The following is a 16,924-nucleotide window of genomic DNA, read 5'->3' as shown; positions in this document are numbered from 1 at the left end:
CTCCTCCCTCATAGACTGTTTTCCAAAAAGCCGTAAGCCCGCTGCCTGGCGGAGGGCGGAAAACTGTGGGGGCCGTCCCAAAGCTCCAGGCGGAGCTTTTCCTCCGCCCCGTATAAAGCGTAAACCTCGCCCGCCCGCGCCGCGCCCTGGGACGCGCCGTCCCAGCGTTTGAACCAAACGTCGTTTTTCGCCTGAAAGACGAAAAACGGGCGCGGCGCGGCGGCCGCGATCAGCTCATACCACTCAAAGGGCACATAACCTTCGTCAATAGTTTTGCGCAAGGCCGGGAAATAGCAAAAACCTTCTTCCCGGCACCAAACCCGGATATTGGGATGGCAGCAGAAACTGCTAAAACAGCAGCTGACGGCGATGGCCTTGATCCGTTCATCAAAAACGGACAGCAGCATAGCGTTCGTGCCTCCTAGGGAATGGCCCAGAACGCCAATGCGCTCTTGATTTACATAAGGCAGGGAACAGAGAAGATCCACGGCCTTCTGATGATCGTATACCGCCCGTCCCATCATAGACCAGGCGGGATGTTTATCTATGAAAAATTGAGTATTGTATCCCTGAGCTACCGTCTTGGCGTCGGGGTATTGCCAACAGGTACAAATATCTGGGGCGAGCACAACAAAGCCCCGCCTCGCAAGTTCCAAAGCATAAGGGTAGTCCTCGTCAGAACCAGGACGGGAAAGCAGCAAAGAACGGGAATAATCAATATCCGTAGGGTGCAGAGCCAGTACAGCAGGCGCCTTTTTATCTTTGGCATTAGGGGAAACCAACAAGTGGCCGGAAGCTTTTTCTCCATCGCAACTGTCATAGGAAATCCGCTGGATAAGAACGCCGTTCTCTTCTTTTTGGGAAAGGATTTCCCACCGCAATGGACACGGCGGGGGAAACTGTCCAAGGACCTGCTTTACCCGGCAGAGGATCTCTTTTCTTTTTACCTGCCAATCGTATAACCGCTCCCCAGGGAAGAGCAAGGAGGGAAGGTTAATCTCCCCTCCCGGTGAACCGATAGAATAATGAGGCCACTGCATAATGCGGGTCCCTCCTTAAAACTGTGTTAAAGGGCAATAGCCCCTGCCGGCGGCAGGAGCTATCCTTTTACCGCGCCTGCGGTCAGTCCACGAATTAAATATTTTTGTGTAAACAAAACAATCAATACCATAGGGACCATGGCGACAATACTAAGCGCCGCCATACCGCCCCAGTCGGTACCCTTGTCAGTAACAAAGCCGGCGATAACGATGGGAAAAGTCTTGGCGTGGTTGGAAGCCAGACCGGACGCCAAAAGAAATTCATTCCATGAGGTCATTACCATCAGTATCGCGGTGGCCGCCATGCCGCTTAAGGTGGTGGGCACTACGACTCTAAAATAGGTGGTGAGTACCGAAGCCCCGTCTACCCGGCTGGCCTCTTCCATTTCTTTGGGAACCTCGTTATAAAAGGTGGTCATCATCATAACGGTTAATGGAATGCCGATGGATATATGGGAGATGATGATGGCGCTTAATGTATCCAGCAAATGCAAATTCTTCATTAAAAGAAAATAAGGCAAAATAACAGTAATTTTAGGATAAAACCGTACCACTACAATTACTGCAGTTATTATAGCGATCAGCTTTCCTTTTCTTAGCCTGCTCAAACCGTAAGCGCACATAGAACCAAAGGCTACAGTAATCAGGGTGGATACCAAAGCCACAATAATCGTGTTCTTAAGATAAAATAAGATACCGCTGTTTAAGCTTTCAAAGGTAAAAATCGATTTATAATTGTCCCACAGAAATTGTGTGGGGAGAATTTTCGGGTTGTTATAAAGTTCACTTTGAGGTTTTACGCTGGTAAAAAATAAGAATAATATGGGCAGTACTACCAACGCTACCGCCAGTAAAATTATCAGCCACCGAAATATCTGGTAGGCCGAGAATTTTTTTTCATTCATAAATCCTTGCCTCCCTTTTCGTTAAAAGCTGTTTTCCACTCTCTTTTTAAATTGCAAAAGCAATCCGCAGATGAAAAACGCCAATATCATTACGACCCACGCACATGCGGAAGCATAGCTGATATTGTAATACTTCAGCCCCTGGTTATAAATATACATAGATACTACCTGGGTGCTGGTGCCGGGTCCGCCGAAAGTCAAGGTGTAAATTTGGTCAAATACAAAAAATGAGTCAATAATGCGGAAAATTAATATCAGCAGGGTAGCGGGCATTGTCATAGGAATAAAGATTTTGCGGATAATTCCAAGCCGGGTAGCGCCGTCAATCTTTGCCGCCTCTATTAAATCGTCAGGGATTGAAGTCATAGAGGCAGTATAAATTAAAAAAGAAAAAGAGACATACTGCCAGATGGAAGAAATGATTGCCGCTGTCATTGCCCAATTAGGATCGCCCAGCCAGTTTGGTCCTTGAATACCCACCGCCGACAACATTAAATTTACCATTCCGGTATTGGTATCAAAAAAGATCCGCCACATATTACCACAGACAACGGACGCAATAGACATAGGGATTAAAACAACCGTGCGGCATAGTTTAATAATTTTGGAAGAACCGATAAACAAATAAGCAAGCGAAAAACCGCAGACCAATTCAATTATAATGGTTCTTACCATAAATTGCAGACTGATTTTACAGGAATACAAAAAATTTGGATTGGTCAGCGCTTTGGCATAGTTATCCAAAGTAAAGCCTAAAGGGACATCGGAAGTGGCCAGCGCCCATTCCCGAAAACTAACAACCAGGGAATACATCAGCGGGTAGGCCTGGGCCACTAAAATGATAATCAGCGCTGGAGCTACCAGCAGCCAAAGATATTTTCGGTCTTTCTTGGTTGTAAGCATGATAGTTGCCCTCTCTCAATCAGATTTGGTGCACAGGGCCCGGCGCCCGCCGCACGCAGGCGGCGGGGCAGGCCTGCTTTGCAGGCCGGGTACGGACGCGTTCGCGTCCGCGCCGGGCCCGAAGCCATCAGGTTTACTTACTGGAGGGTTAGGCGCAGTTTATTTTTGAATAAACCGGGGATCGCGGGCCGCCAATTCCAGTACCTGAGGAGTTACCGTCAGGGAGCTCAGGTTTTGATTGATTTGAGCAGCAGCCTGCGCGGAGGTGATTTTTCCAACAAGGGCATCGCCTACAATACGACAGATAATATCCTGGCCCTCGCCGCTCATTGGGAAATCGAAAGCGTTGGCTACATTTTGCATATGGCCGTCAAAAGCGCCTTCTCCGAACTTTTCAACCACTTCCGGAGAGGTATAAACGCTGGAGTAAATAGGGGCCATATTGTAATCCAGGAAGAAGTCCAGTGCATTTTCTTCGCTGGCAAATTCTTTTACCCACTGCCAGGCGGTGTCAGTATCCTCAATTTCCTTGGGGATGAACATATTCCAGCAGCTCAGGAAGGGAACGCCGCCGTCGGTGGGATAAGGGGCGATGCCCCATTTACCAACGACCGAAGATTGAGAAGGATCTGTCGCCGCGCCGTACAGGAAGGACGGCCAGCACTCGGTCATAGCCGCATTGCCTTGCAGAAACAGAGCGTTTGCCTGATCAATGCTTAAAGAAGAAATGTTATTGGGGCCGTAGCTGTAGGTTTTAATAATGTCCTCAATCGCCTTGGCAGCCTTTTCTTCTTCGATTTCATAATTGCCGTCGCTATTAATATAATATCCCGCATATCTTGCCAGGAACAGATTGCCTACCTGCTCCGGGGCGCCGCCTGCAAAAGCGTAAGGAGCGATTTCCGGCGGCAGTTTGGCTTTGAGCTGTTCTAAGCAATCGTAAAATTCCGCCCAGGTTGTAGGAAGCGCGATGCCATATTCTTCAAACAGATCCTTGCGGTAAACGATGCCATACGCATCCAAGTTGTAAGGGATACCGATTACTTCGCCTTCATAATAATTGGTTTTGTCCATCAGGCCGGGAATCAATCCCTCGCCAAAGCCATCTTTTTCAATATAGCTGGTAAGGGGAGTCATATGGGAGAAGATATCCACCAGATAAGCGCCGCCGGACATTACCGAGTACTGATGGTTGCCGGAAAGGATATCCGTGGTGTTGTTCTGACGAAGCACATCCCAGGGAAAGGCGACAACTTCTACTTCCACCCCATGTTCCTCTTTGAACTTGGCGGCAAGAGCTTTGGCCGCTTCGTCGTTAATTCCGGACTGCATGTAAGTAACAGTCATTTTTTCCGCAGAAGGTGCGGGAGTTTCGCCTTCGGCAGGCGCGCCAGACACGGGAGCGTCGCTGGACGGGGTCTGGGCCGGCGGATTGGATGTGCCACAGGATGTGACGATCATCATAATACATACCAGCAGAGCAAGCCAAGATATTCTTTTCATGGTTCATCCTCCTTAATTGCTTTATTACTTTTTTGAATATTTTAAACAGCCTTTCGGCCATTTTCGACCTATTTTGATAAGTAAAGGTTTACTTTTTGGGGTGTACGGGCGCCCTCCCGAAGAAGGTCGAAACATGTCGGCGAAAATAGTAAACCTTTACTATTTTTTGTAAAAAATATTTCCTTTTAAATACAAACTTTTGAAAGCGTTTGAGTAAGCAGACGGGCGCTGTCTTTTTCTAGGTAAAGAGAAGCGTCCTCATGGATACGCAAAATCGACGCCGGGCAGGACTCGCTCACAGGGCCCTCCAAAGTATCCCGCACTGCCTTGGCCTTCGTGGCGGAAGGAACAATACAAAACAGCTTTTTTGCACTCAACAGAGTGGGGACCGTCAGAGTGATCGCTTCCTTGGGAACATCCTCCAAAGTGGGAAAACACTTGTCGTTTACCTGCTGATGGCGGCAAATTTCATCCAGCTGAACAGTCTTTACTACCTTTTGATCGTGAAACTTGGCGACTCCAGGATCGTTAAAAGCGATATGTCCGTTCTCCCCGATCCCCATAAACACAATATCAATCCCGTCTTCTTTGAGAAGATCTCCATAGCGTTCGCATTCCGCCTGGGGGTCTGGCGCGGCTCCGTTGATATAATTCACGCCGGCAAACGGCGCCTTTTCAAAAATATTGGTTTTTAAAAAGTAGGAAAACGACCGGGTAGAACCTGTGGGGAGCCCGATGTACTCATCCATATGGAACCCGTAAATACGGCCCCAGTCGATCCCCGGCTCCTTGGACAGGCAGTCTAGAAACTCCGTTTGCGAGGGCGCGGCCGCAAATACAATATTCAGCCTGTCTTTTATTTCCAACGCCTGCCGGAGGTAATCTCCGGCTTCTTTGGCGGCTTGTTTACCCATCTCCTGTCGGTTAGCATAGAGACTCACCGCCAATTTGTCTACGGAAAATCTCTGCGTCATACACAACACTCCTTGTTTTAAATTCTTTTAACTGATTTCCGCTCCACCACCGACGGTTTCAGCAGCAGGTTGGAATTCATGTCAATTTCCTGTTCGATTTTTTCAATCAAAACCCGGGCTGCCAGCCGTCCGGTCTCGAAGGAAGGCTGGTTGATGGTGGTCAGCGGCGGGTTAATCATAGCGGAGGTGCTGATGTTGTCAAAGCCGATAATGGAAATATCCCCTGGGATATCCACTCCGTGATCGCTCATTTCGCGGATAATGCCAAAGGCGGTAATATCGTTGATAGCGATAATCGCCGAGGCGGGACAGTTGGCTTCAATGAACTGCCGGGCCAGCATCCGTCCATTTTCAAACTCATCGATGCTGTCCTCATATTCGTTTTTGATGGAAAGAATAAAGGTGCGCTCCTTCGTTAGGGAAAGTCCGTGGCTTTTCATGGCCGCTTTGATCCCGTCGTAAATCGACTGGCGGCTTTTGCGCACAAAAGATAAGGTCAAAAAAGCGATATCCCGGTGTCCGTTTTCAATCAGGTAATTGGCGGCCAATTTTCCCCCCTCGAAGAAATCAAAGGAGATATTGTCGCAGGGAAGGTCCTCCGTCTGCTGGTCAAAAAGCACGATATTGCTTTGCTGCTTGAGCACATTTTTTAAAAAGGTGCTGTCCTGATTGATGGTGGAGATCAGCATCCCTTCCACCCGTTTTTGCATGAGCAGGTGAATAAATTCCCGTTCTTTTTCCGGGTCGCTGTAACTGCTGCAGAAGATAGGGTTATATCCCCGTTTGCGGCATTCCCGCTCGATTCCCGAAACCACCTGGGCATAAAAGGGGTTGGTCAGGGTAGGGATAATAATCCCGATATCGTTGCTCTTTCCCCCTTTTAACATTCTGCCGAAGATATTAGGGGTATAATTTAAATCCTTGGCGACCTCCAGCACCCGCTCTTTCAACTCGGGGCGCACGGGATAATCCACGCCGTTGAGAACGCGGGAAACAGTAGCGGTGGAGACGCCGGCGGCTTTTGCGATATCGGGGATGGTAACGCCCCGGGTTTTTTTTGCCAATTTACTCGCTCCTCTATAGTAAACGTAATCTGTAATTCCGTTCCAAGTATAGCATGGCAATTTTCTTAATGCAATTAAAAAAGAGCAATTTTTCTATTTTTCACAAAGATTTAGTGGAAAAATGTACAGTAAATTCAATGAAATTCCTTGACTTTGGCGGATTTGAATGATATTTTAAAGTAAACGATTACTTATTAAGTCTGGAGGCAACCCCAATGAATAAGCCCAAAATTGTGGACCTACACGGACACCTGGGAAAATGGTTTAACTTCAGCACCCCTGCTCACACCACGCGGGATATTGTAGCCGACATGGATCGGTGCGGAATTGATAAAATGGTGGTCTCCCACCTGTCCGCCATTACCGGAGAAACCTCCTACGGCAACCAGCGGATGCTGGAGGAAATTGCCTCTTTTCCGGGAAGGCTGTACGGGTATGTGGGGATCAACCCCCACTATTCGGAGGATATGCGCGAGCAGCTTGCCGCCTGCTGGGGAAAGAAGGGGGTGGTAGGGCTCAAGCTTCACCCTCAGAACAACAGTTACAGTATCCTGGCGTCTAAATGTCAGCCGGTATTTGAGTTTGCCGACAAAATGGGATGTCCGGTACTGGCGCATATCTGGGGAGGAAAAGAGGCGATGGAAAGCCGAAAAATCGCGCTGCGTTACCCACATATGATCTTCTTAATGGGGCATTGCGGTGGGCCGGACGCCTACCGGGAAGCGGTGGAGGCAGCTAAGGGAGTGCCTAATTTGATGCTGGACCTCACCAGCTCTTACATGATGGAAGGAATGTTGGAGTGGATGGTTGACCAGGTGGGGGCGCAGCAGATTCTCTTTGGGAGCGACATCCCCTTCTATGATGCGAAGCATGCTGTCGGGCGGATTGTTTACAGCCGCCTGGCCGACGCGCAAAAGGAGAAAATTCTCTTTTTAAACGCTCTGGATATTTTAAAGCAGGCGGGGGTGAAGTTATGAGCGGGCTTTCTTATTTTGACTGCAATGTGATGATAGGACGGCCAAATTCCCTGGAGGAATACAGCATTTACCGCCCGCAGGAGCTGCTGGCAGTGATGGACCGATGCGGAATAGAGCAGGCGATGGCCTTTCATGTTGGCGCTGTGGCGTTTCATCCGTCGTCGGGAAATGAGAGAATAGTGAACTTCTGCCGTGAAAACTCCCGATTTCATCCGGTATGGGTGGTACTGCCGGGGCACACGGGGGAGTTCCCCCGGGGGCAAGCGCTGGCGGACGGGATGAAAGAGGCCGGAGTCAAAATGGTAAAAGCGTTCCCATCTCCGGGAAAACATCATTTTTCCCTTGCCCGCTGGGTGAGCGGGGAGCTGCTGGATGTGTTGGCCGGCTGTCATATACCGCTGGCGCTGGATATGGGGGAGCTTCCCTGGGAACAGATCTATGCCTTGGGCAGGGAAAATCCAAAACTTCCTCTCCTGCTTACCAATCTGAACTATCGGGCGGATCGGTGGCTGTATCCTCTTATGGAAAAATGCCCCAATATCTATTTGGAAACCTCCGGGCTAAAAGGGTTTTTAGGGCTGGAGGCATACTGCAAAAACTTTGGCGCCCAGCGTCTGCTGTTCGGAAGCGGACTTCCCCTTTACAGTGCTGGCGCCGCAGCGGCTGTGGTGGAAATGTCGGATATTTCCCAACGGGAAAAAGAACAAATTGCCGGAGAAAACCTGCGGGAGCTGCTTTGCAAAGCGTTTCGCTGAGATTTATGCGGTAAAATGACCGGGAAAAACCGGTGAAAAGGAGGAGACAATAACATGTCAAATTATGTAGAAGGGTATTATCGTTCGGTCTGCGGATATATGAAGCGGATTATGGACGAGGAGAAAGAACATATGGACAAAGCGGCCCAGGTGATCGCCGACCAGATTAAAAAGGACAAACTGGTGTACATCTGGGGACCGGGAGGTCACTCCAATATGGCGGCGATGGAGGTGTTTTACCGGGCGGGAGGCATCGCTTATTTCAGCGCTATTTTAGACGAGGGGACCCTGCTCTCCAACGGGGCCGAGCGTTCCACCAAAATTGAACGGCTGCCTGGCTATGGGGCGGCGGTGGTTAATAGCAATGACATTGGGGAAGGGGATCTGCTGATTGTGGCCAATTCCTATGGGATCAATTCAGCCACGATCGACGCGGCGCTGGAGGCCAGACGCCTGGGAGCCAAGGTGATTGGCATCAGCTCAGTGGAACATGCGCAAAACACCCCGAAAGAGCATCCGGCCCGTCATCCCAGCAAAAAGAACCTCCATGAAGTGGTGGATTATCATGTGGACACTAAAATACCGGTAGGCGACGCTTTGGTTCAGGTGGAAGGGGCCAGCCAGCCTACAGGGGCCTTATCCACCTTCGCTAATTCCTTTACCCTTCAGTCGATTGTGATTCAGGTGGTGGAAAAACTGGCGGCCGAGGGGATGGACCCGCCTCTTTGGAAAAGCGGAAACGCTTCCGGCGGCGATGAATGGAATCAAAAATTCTTTGATCGCTTTAGAGGGAAAATACGTTACTTATAATTTTTTAATCAAACAGCGGGCGAAAGGATCGCCCGCTGTTTTTTCAGCCGTTTCTGGGAAAACTAATGGAAAATTTATTTTTAGGAGGCAAATTATATGTGCAAGCCGATATTTTATAAAAGCAAACATTGTGAAAATCTGGCAGTGCTCCTGCAGGGAGGAGAAAAGGAGATGAGCTGCTGCGGCGAACCGATGACGCGGCTGGAGGCGAATACCAGCGAGGGAGCCTCGGAAAAACATCTGCCGGTGGTAAAAAAAGAGGGGGACAAAATTCATGTGCAGGTGGGAAGCGTCAGCCACCCTATGAGTGAAGAACACAGCATCCAGTGGATCTATCTAGCTACCCGCCAGGGAGGACAAATAAAACAGCTGGAATCTCATCAGCTGCCGGAAGCATGCTTTACCGTCTGCGGCGGGGACGAACCTTTGGAGGCGTATGCCTGGTGCAACCTGCATGGGCTTTGGAAAACGAAGATTTAAGGAAAAAACCGCCCCGGGCAAAATTTGCCCGGGGCGGTTGATATAGCATTTACCGAGTGACGTTTCGCAGCCAAGACAAGCCCCGATACCGCCAGGTGGTCAGGGGAGTGCGCAGAATTTCATCACACAACAGCACTACATATACCGCCGGGATGCTCCATTTCAGCACAAAAGCGCACAAAGAACCCAGCAGCACCGAGCCGCCCCACATAGTGGCGATATCCACGAACAGGCCGAATTTCGCGTCCCCGCCGGCGCGGAACACCCCTACGATCAGGGTGGTGTTATAGCTTTGCAGGAAAACAAAATAACACATTACATACATCATCGCGGACAGATACTCCTGCGCCAAAGGGGTGAGGTTCAGGCTGGCGATGGCGATTGGGCGCACGATCAGCACCACCACCGACCCGATGGCCCCAAACACCAGGGAGAGGTAGATCATATGCCGGGCGAACAGCCTGGCGCACTCGAAGTTGTTTTCCCCGATGGCCTTTCCAATCATCACAGCCGCGGCGTTGGCAATGCCGAAAGCCACTACCGTAGCCAGCTGACGGGTGACCTGGGCTACCGAATTGGCGGCGACCACAGAACTGCCCAGATGACCAATGATCACACTGTTCATAGACATGGCCAGCCCCCAAAGGATTTCGTTCATGGTTACGGGAACGGTATACGTGAGATAGTCCCGGAAGAGCAGTTTTTCCCGCAAAAACAGATCGGACAGCTGTACTTTTACTACACGATTGAACTTTTTATCGTAAATAAACACCATGCCCACTTCCGCCACACGGGCAATTACAGTAGCGATGGCCGCGCCTTGGATTCCCAGCGCCGGGAACCCCAAAAGTCCGAAAATCAAAACCCCGTTCAAGGCGATATTGATCAGCAGGGAGATGGAATATACGACGGTGGAAACCACTACCCGCTCCACGCTGCGCATAATGTTGAGGTATACCATGGTAACGGCGATAAAGGGATAGGAAAGGGCGACAATGCGCAGATATTGAATTCCTTCGGCGATAACCGCTTCGTCGTTGGTAAAAATCCGCATGATTAAACCGGGGAAAAGCAAAGCGGCGAACATGAAAATCAGGGATGCGGTCAGAGCGATTCGCATGGAGATACCCATGAGTTTTTCAATGGTGCGCACATCCCGCTTTCCCCAATATTGGGCGGTGAGAATCATCGCCCCGGAAGTCAGTCCGTAAAACACCAACGTCAGAATGTACAGGACCTGCCCCGCCAGGGAGGAGGCGGACAGTACGGTTTCCCCCACCCTGCCCAGCATAATCACGTCGGCCGAGGTGACGGCTACGTTGATCAGGTTTTGCAGGGCCATAGGAAAGACCAGGGAAAACACCGTTTTGTAGAATGATTTTAAATCGAAAGCTGGATTAGATACTGTGTTCAAGGCGATCTCCTTTCCTGGTATGTTATTTGCGGTAAAAAAGGGCCGACGCGTTTTGGAGAGCTGGATTACGGTACAATAACGGAGGCTTGCCCTTCAAAAAACCACCCGGGCCGGGCGGATGAAAAGCGCGCGGCTGCCTTTTAATTCATTATAGTGTGTTTGCGCTGAGAACACAAGAAGGATAAAAAACTTCTTTCAAAAACAAAAATATTTCAAAAAACCATTGACAGAAAAATATATTTTTGTATAATGTAAAATGAGGGAGAAGTTGGAAATATTTTAGAAAGCGGTTACGCTTTCGTTTTAGGAAAAAACCAATAGAATATTTTCCCTAAACCCCCTTAAAAATAAGCTTTTTGACTTGTACTTATTATCAAAATCTTGACAAAATTTTAACTATTGTAAAAATTTTGTGAATATTTCTTATTTTTAAAAATTGAAAATCAACGCTTGTTCAACGAAAACACTGCTGCGCGCATGTGAAAGACAATCAAATTTGCCTGTGAAGCGACGTCAGCCAGACGTCGCTTTTTTTAAATAATTGTATTCGGAAGAAGGGGGTACCCTATGGCGTAATTTTTTCGTTTCGTTTTGTTTTATTTGAGCGTGGATTGTGTATTCTGCTCTTGCGCCGGATGGGGGATCCGGGCGCCTCTGGGATACGCGGATGATATTTGAAAGGGTGTTTTTGAAATGACAATAATGGCATTTGTATGCCCCGCCTCCATTATTGCGCTGGGATTTGCGGCGTTTAACTTTATGGTGGTGCGCAAACTTGACGAGGGTACCGACCGTATGCAGGAAATTGCGTCTGCTATTCGGACTGGAGCCAATGCTTTCATCAATTACGAGTACAAAATTATTTCCATCGTGGCGTTGGCAATCGCTGCGGCGCTGGCCTTTTTTGTGGCTTGGCAGCCGGCAGCAGCCTTTTTGATCGGCGCCAGCATGAGCGCCTTGGCCGGGTATGTGGGGATGAAGATTGCCACCTACGCTAATGTACGTGTCTCCAATACCGCCCGTACCACCAAGAAATTGGGCAAGACCCTGAAAGTGGCTTTCCAGGGCGGCAGCGTTATGGGACTGTGCGTGGGCGGATTTGCCCTGTTTGGACTGTGCCTGGTTTATCTGATCTTCGGAAGGCTTTTAGGACAGCTTTCTTTGGAAAATATTGTTTCCTATACCAACTGGCTGGGGATTTCCTTTGTTCCCTTTACTATGACTCTTTCCGGGTATGCTTTGGGATGCTCGATTATCGCTATGTTTAACCGTGTCGGCGGCGGGATTTATACCAAAGCGGCGGACATGGGCGCGGACCTTGTAGGTAAAACCGAAGCCCACATTCCAGAGGACGATCCGAGAAACCCGGCGACCATTGCCGACAACGTGGGAGATAACGTAGGCGACGTGGCCGGCTTGGGTTCCGATTTGCTGGAAAGCTATGTAAGCGCGATCGTTTCCGCAGTTGTGCTGGCGGTATCTCTCTTCCTCAGCTCCCAGGCCAGCAATACTGGAATGACCTCCGAGGTGCTGCAAAAGATGTTTTTATATCCCCTTGCTTTTGCCGCCGGCGGACTGCTGGCTTGTGTGATCGGTATTGCCTGGCTGATTTTTAAAAAGGTGTCCGACGATAATCCTCATGGTGAACTGAACGGCGCTACCTGGATTTCCGCCGGCCTGACTTTGGTGTTTGGTCTGGCGCTTACCTGGAGTTTCTTCAACGGCCAGAGCTTTGAAGGCCTTTCCTTTAAATATGGCATGATTTCTCCTTGGATTTCCGCTGCGGTAGGCGTAATCGCTGGTATTGTTATTGGCTTGATTGCGGAATATTACACCAGCTATGATTATAAACCCACACAGCTGATCGCCAGCGCTTCGGAAGAAGGGGCGGCGCTTACCATTACCCAGGGTATGGCAGTGGGAATGAAATCCTGCATGGCTCCTTTGATCATTTTAGGTTTAGCCACGGTGCTGGCTTATTATTTCGCCGGCATGTACGGTGTGGCGATGGCGGCTATCGGGATGCTGTCCTTTGTATCCGCTACGGTATCTGTAGACACCTATGGGCCGATTTCGGACAACGCCGGCGGTATTGCGGAAATGTCCGAACTGGACCCCCAAGTGCGTGAGATCACTGACAAGCTGGATTCCGTAGGAAATACTACCGCCGCTATAGGAAAAGGCTTTGCTATCGGTTCCGCATCCTTGGCGACGTTATCTTTGATGGTTTCTTATCTGTACTCCTTTACTCCGCCCGATCAGGATATCATCCTGAACCTGATCAATCCCTTGACTTTGGCGGGCGCTTTAGTAGGCGCGGCGCTGCCTTATCTGTTCTCCGGCATGTTGATTGAAGCGGTAGCGAAGGCTGCCCGCAGAATGGTGGCAGAAGTACGCCGTCAGTTCCATGATATTCCCGGTCTGCTGGAAGGCAAGGCAAAACCGGATTATAAAACCTGTATTGAAATTTCCTCTCAAGGCGCTTTGCGGGAGATGAAAATTCCGGCGATGATGTCCATTTTGTTCCCGCTGGCCACAGGGTTCCTGTTCGGACCGTATTTTGTAGGCGGCGCGCTGCTGGGCGCTACAATCTCCGCTATTATGCTGGCGATCTTTACCGGCAACGCAGGCGGCGCTTGGGACAACGCTAAAAAATACATAGAATCCGGCGCCGTTGCCGGACAGAAAAAAGGCTCTCCCGCTCATGACGCCGCGGTCGTTGGCGATACGGTAGGAGATCCGCTGAAAGATACGGTCGGACCCTCTTTGGATATTTTGATTAAAATTATGTCGGTGGTATCCTTGGTTGCGGTTTCCATCTTCAGCAAATATAACCTGTTAGAGATTTTGAGTTCCTTACTGAAATAATAAAAAACCCCCGGCAAAACGAGCGTTTTGCCGGGGGTTTTTGCTTATTGAGAATATCCTAAACCCTTTTTGAAAATTAAAAACTATCTTTTAGAGAAAACATCGGTTTTTACGAAACCACTCTTCTCGTTCAGCAATTAGCTTTTTTAGACGTACCAGTTTTTGGGCAAGATCTTTATTTCTTTTTGCAACATCTATATCTTCATAATCAATAAATGAAACCCACTCATTTATATTCTGACTGATATCGTCATAAAGATATTGGCAAAATTGCAACATACTTGTATGAGAAAATTCATTTATTACATCCTCTTTATTTAAAGGGTAACGTTCTTCATCTTCACATACAATATGACAATTCCAATAACTTACAGTACACAAAAAGCGATTGGGTTCTAAAAATCCTTTTACACAAAAAGGCAACATCGTTTCAAGCCCATTTATTGCCTGGTCCACCCATTCAAACGCTATATCATCAATATAACTCAATCCGTATGTAGAAGTACCTTCGAGATGAAAATCACTCCAGCCATAAATCGGTTTTGTTAACATTAGCTTTCTTCCTTCCCTAACCAAACTGATTTATCGGTGTCTGCTACAGCTAAAATTATATCATTCGTATATAAATTTTTCTACCGCTTTTGTTTGAGTTGTTACAGAGAATAGTAAAGCCGGCCGCCCTTGTTAACGGTCAAGATAAATGGGCTTCGCCCGCCGTTGGCAAGTGCATCTGCTCTCGAATGGCAGGTATTCTTATTAGGTCCGGGCGCAAAACCTTGTTTTTGCGGGTTTTTTTATAGCCGCGCCTGGGCAAATCAGAGATTTGCCGCCGCCGCAGGCGGGAAAACGCGTTGCGTTTGGGGCGCAGGCTGCAAAGAACATCCCCATGGTTTCGCCAAAAGCGAAACCATTTCCGGAGGATGTCCGGGGGCAAAAACTTGTTTTTGCGGGGATTTTTTTATAGCCGCGCCGGGGCAAAGCGCGCCTTTCCCAATAACGGAGAAGGCGCCCCGTCCCGCCGAATGCCAAGAAAAGGGGACGCCCGTAAAAGCGAAGGGATTCTCCTTTTATTTTTTTGTTTTACTGGGATGGCGGCATTTACCGCTACAGCGATCAGGATGCCGATACAGGTGTCGCTGGTACGGAAAAAAGCGTACGCCCAGGGGCTGATATCCGTATTACCCAGGACGATGACAAAATAAACTACACACCCGATCACAATACAAGGCTGCTGGCCGATCAAATTGCAGACCCAGATCAGCAGACTGACGCCGGAGGCTATAATCAGGATACAGAGATAGGGATTTTGTATAAAATAAAAGAGATTGATTAATACTCCTCCCATAACACCCCCGATAATTGTACCGATAATCCGATGTTTTCCCTGGATCAGGGAAGCCTCTACACTGCCCTGCATAGAAATCAAGGCCGCGATGCAGGCAATTCCCGGATCTCCGCCGAACGCCTGAAATAAAAGCAGACACAGCAGGATGGCAATGGCGGTTTTTAAGTTGCGCATCCCGGGTTTTAGATATTCCGGATGAAAACTCTTCATACAAAACTCCTTTTCTATTATGGGGAGAAAAAACTTTTTCTTTTAGTATGCGCTTTAAAAGCGGTAACATAACGAAAGAAACTGCCTTTATCGGGCATAGTTAAGAGCCGATAAACATTGTTTTATGGGGCTGCAGCCGGCCGACTGGCGAAACCAGGCCGCCCCCTTTGCAGCCGCGCCCTAAAACCCAAAGCGTTTTCCCGCCGCCCCCGAAAAAATTAACGTGCAAAAATATAACTCCTATGGTAAAATAAAAACAGACCGCACAGGAAACCGCCGCTTTAATAATGGAGGTGCTTTTATGGAAAACTGTATGTGTGCCTGCAAACGATTTGTCAATTGGGGTATGGAAAGATGGAAGCAATTCAATGTGGCTGACGTAGCAGTATTTAAAACGTGCCTTCTGTCCATCGGCGCTTTGATTGGAATTTATTGTTCCAAAAAGTTAAAAAAACTGGCGCCTTTGCTTTGGATAGTAGCTATTGGCTCTTATGTATATATTTTTTATCGGATGATAGTGCAGCAAAAGGACGGCTGATCTTCCGCTCCTGCAGATTAAAGGAATACAATTATGAATGATTATTTTCAGGGAATCCCGCCAAAAAAGAAAAAACCAGTAAAGTCTGTGATCCTCCTGGCAGTGATCGCCGCGGCTGTCATCCTTGGATTACTATTGTTTTTTCAGGTGCGGGAGGTCACAGACGATAAGGGATTTTGGGAAAACTTCGGTTCGGCCGATTCCCAGTCGCAGTACGTCGCTTCCCAGTAAAGGACAGAGAACCTATGAACACCGCAGAAAAACGTTATGCCGCTTTGGCGCTGATCACAATTGCCATCTGGGGAACTACTTTTGTCTCCAGCAAGGTACTGCTGGCCTATATGACCCCGGTACAGATTATGCTCAGCCGATATGTGATTGCTTATATTGCTCTTTGGATATTCTATCCAAAGTTTCATAAACCAGCCAGTCTGCGCCAGGAAATACTTATTTTAGGCGCGGCTTTATGCGGGAGCACCTTGTACTTTCTAGCGGAAAATTATGCCGTCAGCTATACTCAGGCCTCCAATGTGAGCCTGCTGCTTGCCGCCGTTCCTATTTTAACGTCGATCACCGCCCATTTAGCAGGGGATGAAAAGCTCACCCGCAATATTGTGCTTGGCTTTTTGGTGGCTATGGCGGGGATTTGTCTGGTAGTGTTCAACGGCAATTTTATCTTAAAATTAAATCCGCTGGGGGATCTGCTGGCGCTGGGCGCCGCATTTAGCTGGGTGTTTTATACGCTGATTATACGCAATATTCATCAGGAACACAGCTATCTGTATATGACTCGCAAGATTTTTTTCTATTCCATCCTTACGATGCTCCCCTGTATTGCCATTGATGGAAAACTGGTCTCTTTTCAGGTTTTGCGTCAGCCGGTGGTTTATCTAAACCTGCTGTTTTTAGGGCTGATCGCTTCCTCTCTATGTTATGTCACATGGTATATTGTAGTGGATAAACTGGGAGCGGTAAAGGCCAATAACTTTATCTATTTTAATCCTTTAGTAACAATGATCGCTTCGGTGATCGTGCTTCATGAAGTGGTTACCCTTTACTCGATTTTAGGCGCGGCGCTGATTCTTTTGGGCGTATACCTGGCCCAGAAGCAGAGCAAGACCGCGGATGTATCATAAAT

At 48.5% G+C, this 16,924-nt stretch carries 17 protein-coding genes; 8 read left to right on the top strand and 9 right to left on the bottom strand.

The window, feature by feature from the left end; all coding sequences use genetic code 11:
- Positions 1–8: 8 nt before the first annotated feature.
- The 6 genes from H8705_RS07415 to H8705_RS07390 all read right to left on the bottom strand — a co-directional run bounded on the left by H8705_RS07415 (position 9) and on the right by H8705_RS07390 (position 6,389).
- Positions 9–1,040 (bottom strand): alpha/beta hydrolase, encoded by a 1,032-nt coding sequence (locus H8705_RS07415; RefSeq protein ID WP_262395197.1) that lies wholly within the window; start codon positions 1,038–1,040, stop codon positions 9–11.
- Positions 1,041–1,099: 59 nt separating this feature from the next.
- Positions 1,100–1,945 (bottom strand): carbohydrate ABC transporter permease, encoded by an 846-nt coding sequence (locus H8705_RS07410; protein ID WP_262395196.1) that lies wholly within the window; start codon positions 1,943–1,945, stop codon positions 1,100–1,102.
- Between the two features lie 21 nt (positions 1,946–1,966).
- A complete protein-coding gene (locus H8705_RS07405) occupies positions 1,967–2,848 on the bottom strand; it encodes a carbohydrate ABC transporter permease (RefSeq protein WP_262395195.1) in 882 nt (293 codons plus the stop codon).
- A 159-nt stretch (positions 2,849–3,007) separates the two neighbouring features.
- The gene (locus H8705_RS07400; RefSeq protein WP_262395194.1) at positions 3,008–4,351 is read right to left on the bottom strand and encodes an ABC transporter substrate-binding protein; all 1,344 of its coding nucleotides are present in this window, start codon (positions 4,349–4,351) and stop codon (positions 3,008–3,010) included.
- Between the two features lie 185 nt (positions 4,352–4,536).
- A complete protein-coding gene (locus H8705_RS07395) occupies positions 4,537–5,325 on the bottom strand; it encodes a glucosamine-6-phosphate deaminase (RefSeq protein ID WP_262395193.1) in 789 nt (262 codons plus the stop codon).
- Between the two features lie 17 nt (positions 5,326–5,342).
- Complete coding sequence (locus H8705_RS07390; RefSeq protein WP_262395192.1) at positions 5,343–6,389, bottom strand: LacI family DNA-binding transcriptional regulator; 1,047 nt, start codon at positions 6,387–6,389, stop codon at positions 5,343–5,345.
- A gap of 215 nt (positions 6,390–6,604) precedes the next feature.
- Between H8705_RS07390 and H8705_RS07385 the strand changes: the two genes are divergently transcribed.
- The 4 genes from H8705_RS07385 to H8705_RS07370 all read left to right on the top strand — a co-directional run bounded on the left by H8705_RS07385 (position 6,605) and on the right by H8705_RS07370 (position 9,411).
- On the top strand, positions 6,605–7,366 hold the full coding sequence (locus H8705_RS07385) for an amidohydrolase family protein (protein WP_262395191.1): 762 nt from the start codon (positions 6,605–6,607) through the stop codon (positions 7,364–7,366).
- On the top strand, positions 7,363–8,121 hold the full coding sequence (locus H8705_RS07380; RefSeq protein ID WP_262395190.1) for an amidohydrolase family protein: 759 nt from the start codon (positions 7,363–7,365) through the stop codon (positions 8,119–8,121). The genes H8705_RS07385 and H8705_RS07380 overlap by 4 nt, the downstream gene beginning before the upstream one ends.
- 54 nt (positions 8,122–8,175) lie before the next feature.
- Positions 8,176–8,931 (top strand): SIS domain-containing protein, encoded by a 756-nt coding sequence (locus H8705_RS07375; protein WP_262395189.1) that lies wholly within the window; start codon positions 8,176–8,178, stop codon positions 8,929–8,931.
- A gap of 96 nt (positions 8,932–9,027) precedes the next feature.
- Entirely contained in the window at positions 9,028–9,411 is a 384-nt protein-coding gene (locus H8705_RS07370; protein WP_262395188.1) for a desulfoferrodoxin family protein, read from the top strand.
- A gap of 49 nt (positions 9,412–9,460) precedes the next feature.
- Here the strand turns inward: H8705_RS07370 and H8705_RS07365 are convergent, their stop codons facing one another.
- Positions 9,461–10,753, bottom strand: a complete 1,293-nt coding sequence (locus H8705_RS07365; RefSeq protein WP_262395247.1) for an MATE family efflux transporter — start codon at positions 10,751–10,753, stop codon at positions 9,461–9,463.
- A 765-nt stretch (positions 10,754–11,518) separates the two neighbouring features.
- On the opposite strand from H8705_RS07365, the gene H8705_RS07360 reads away from it, so the two are divergent.
- Positions 11,519–13,693 carry a sodium-translocating pyrophosphatase gene (locus tag H8705_RS07360; RefSeq protein WP_262395187.1) on the top strand — a complete coding sequence of 725 codons (2,175 nt, stop codon included), beginning with the start codon at positions 11,519–11,521 and terminating at the stop codon, positions 13,691–13,693.
- A gap of 90 nt (positions 13,694–13,783) precedes the next feature.
- Here the strand turns inward: H8705_RS07360 and H8705_RS07355 are convergent, their stop codons facing one another.
- The gene (locus H8705_RS07355) at positions 13,784–14,245 is read right to left on the bottom strand and encodes a hypothetical protein (RefSeq protein ID WP_262395186.1); all 462 of its coding nucleotides are present in this window, start codon (positions 14,243–14,245) and stop codon (positions 13,784–13,786) included.
- 406 nt (positions 14,246–14,651) lie between these two features.
- Positions 14,652–15,248, bottom strand: a complete 597-nt coding sequence (locus H8705_RS07350; protein WP_262395185.1) for an FUSC family protein — start codon at positions 15,246–15,248, stop codon at positions 14,652–14,654.
- A 301-nt stretch (positions 15,249–15,549) separates the two neighbouring features.
- Between H8705_RS07350 and H8705_RS07345 the strand changes: the two genes are divergently transcribed.
- Genes H8705_RS07345 through H8705_RS07335 form a run of 3 tightly spaced genes read left to right on the top strand, consistent with a single transcriptional unit; the run spans position 15,550 to position 16,922 of the window.
- On the top strand, positions 15,550–15,786 hold the full coding sequence (locus H8705_RS07345; protein WP_262395184.1) for a hypothetical protein: 237 nt from the start codon (positions 15,550–15,552) through the stop codon (positions 15,784–15,786).
- Between the two features lie 33 nt (positions 15,787–15,819).
- Positions 15,820–16,017, top strand: a complete 198-nt coding sequence (locus tag H8705_RS07340) for a hypothetical protein (protein ID WP_262395183.1) — start codon at positions 15,820–15,822, stop codon at positions 16,015–16,017.
- A gap of 14 nt (positions 16,018–16,031) precedes the next feature.
- Positions 16,032–16,922, top strand: coding sequence for a DMT family transporter (locus tag H8705_RS07335; RefSeq protein WP_262395182.1), 891 nt, complete (start codon positions 16,032–16,034; stop codon positions 16,920–16,922).
- Positions 16,923–16,924: the final 2 nt, after the last annotated feature.

Origin of the sequence: Youxingia wuxianensis, assembly GCF_014385085.1 — a bacterium.
Classification (GTDB): Bacteria; Bacillota; Clostridia; order Oscillospirales; family Ruminococcaceae; genus Youxingia; species Youxingia wuxianensis.
This window is presented reverse-complemented; position numbering and strand designations above follow the sequence as displayed.

Bases quoted from the DNA above. Each gene is read 5' to 3' on its own strand.
- H8705_RS07410 (WP_262395196.1), bottom strand. From the start codon at position 1,945: ATGAATGAAAAAAAATTCTCGGCCTACCAGATATTTCGGTGGCTGATA.
- H8705_RS07350 (WP_262395185.1), bottom strand. From the start codon at position 15,248: ATGAAGAGTTTTCATCCGGAATATCTAAAACCCGGGATGCGCAACTTA.
- H8705_RS07395 (WP_262395193.1), bottom strand. From the start codon at position 5,325: ATGACGCAGAGATTTTCCGTAGACAAATTGGCGGTGAGTCTCTATGCT.
- H8705_RS07340 (WP_262395183.1), top strand. From the start codon at position 15,820: ATGAATGATTATTTTCAGGGAATCCCGCCAAAAAAGAAAAAACCAGTA.
- H8705_RS07405 (WP_262395195.1), bottom strand. From the start codon at position 2,848: ATGCTTACAACCAAGAAAGACCGAAAATATCTTTGGCTGCTGGTAGCT.
- H8705_RS07380 (WP_262395190.1), top strand. From the start codon at position 7,363: ATGAGCGGGCTTTCTTATTTTGACTGCAATGTGATGATAGGACGGCCA.
- H8705_RS07335 (WP_262395182.1), top strand. From the start codon at position 16,032: ATGAACACCGCAGAAAAACGTTATGCCGCTTTGGCGCTGATCACAATT.
- H8705_RS07360 (WP_262395187.1), top strand. From the start codon at position 11,519: ATGACAATAATGGCATTTGTATGCCCCGCCTCCATTATTGCGCTGGGA.
- H8705_RS07370 (WP_262395188.1), top strand. From the start codon at position 9,028: ATGTGCAAGCCGATATTTTATAAAAGCAAACATTGTGAAAATCTGGCA.
- H8705_RS07375 (WP_262395189.1), top strand. From the start codon at position 8,176: ATGTCAAATTATGTAGAAGGGTATTATCGTTCGGTCTGCGGATATATG.
- H8705_RS07385 (WP_262395191.1), top strand. From the start codon at position 6,605: ATGAATAAGCCCAAAATTGTGGACCTACACGGACACCTGGGAAAATGG.
- H8705_RS07415 (WP_262395197.1), bottom strand. From the start codon at position 1,040: ATGCAGTGGCCTCATTATTCTATCGGTTCACCGGGAGGGGAGATTAAC.
- H8705_RS07355 (WP_262395186.1), bottom strand. From the start codon at position 14,245: ATGTTAACAAAACCGATTTATGGCTGGAGTGATTTTCATCTCGAAGGT.
- H8705_RS07365 (WP_262395247.1), bottom strand. From the start codon at position 10,753: ATGGCCCTGCAAAACCTGATCAACGTAGCCGTCACCTCGGCCGACGTG.
- H8705_RS07400 (WP_262395194.1), bottom strand. From the start codon at position 4,351: ATGAAAAGAATATCTTGGCTTGCTCTGCTGGTATGTATTATGATGATC.
- H8705_RS07345 (WP_262395184.1), top strand. From the start codon at position 15,550: ATGGAAAACTGTATGTGTGCCTGCAAACGATTTGTCAATTGGGGTATG.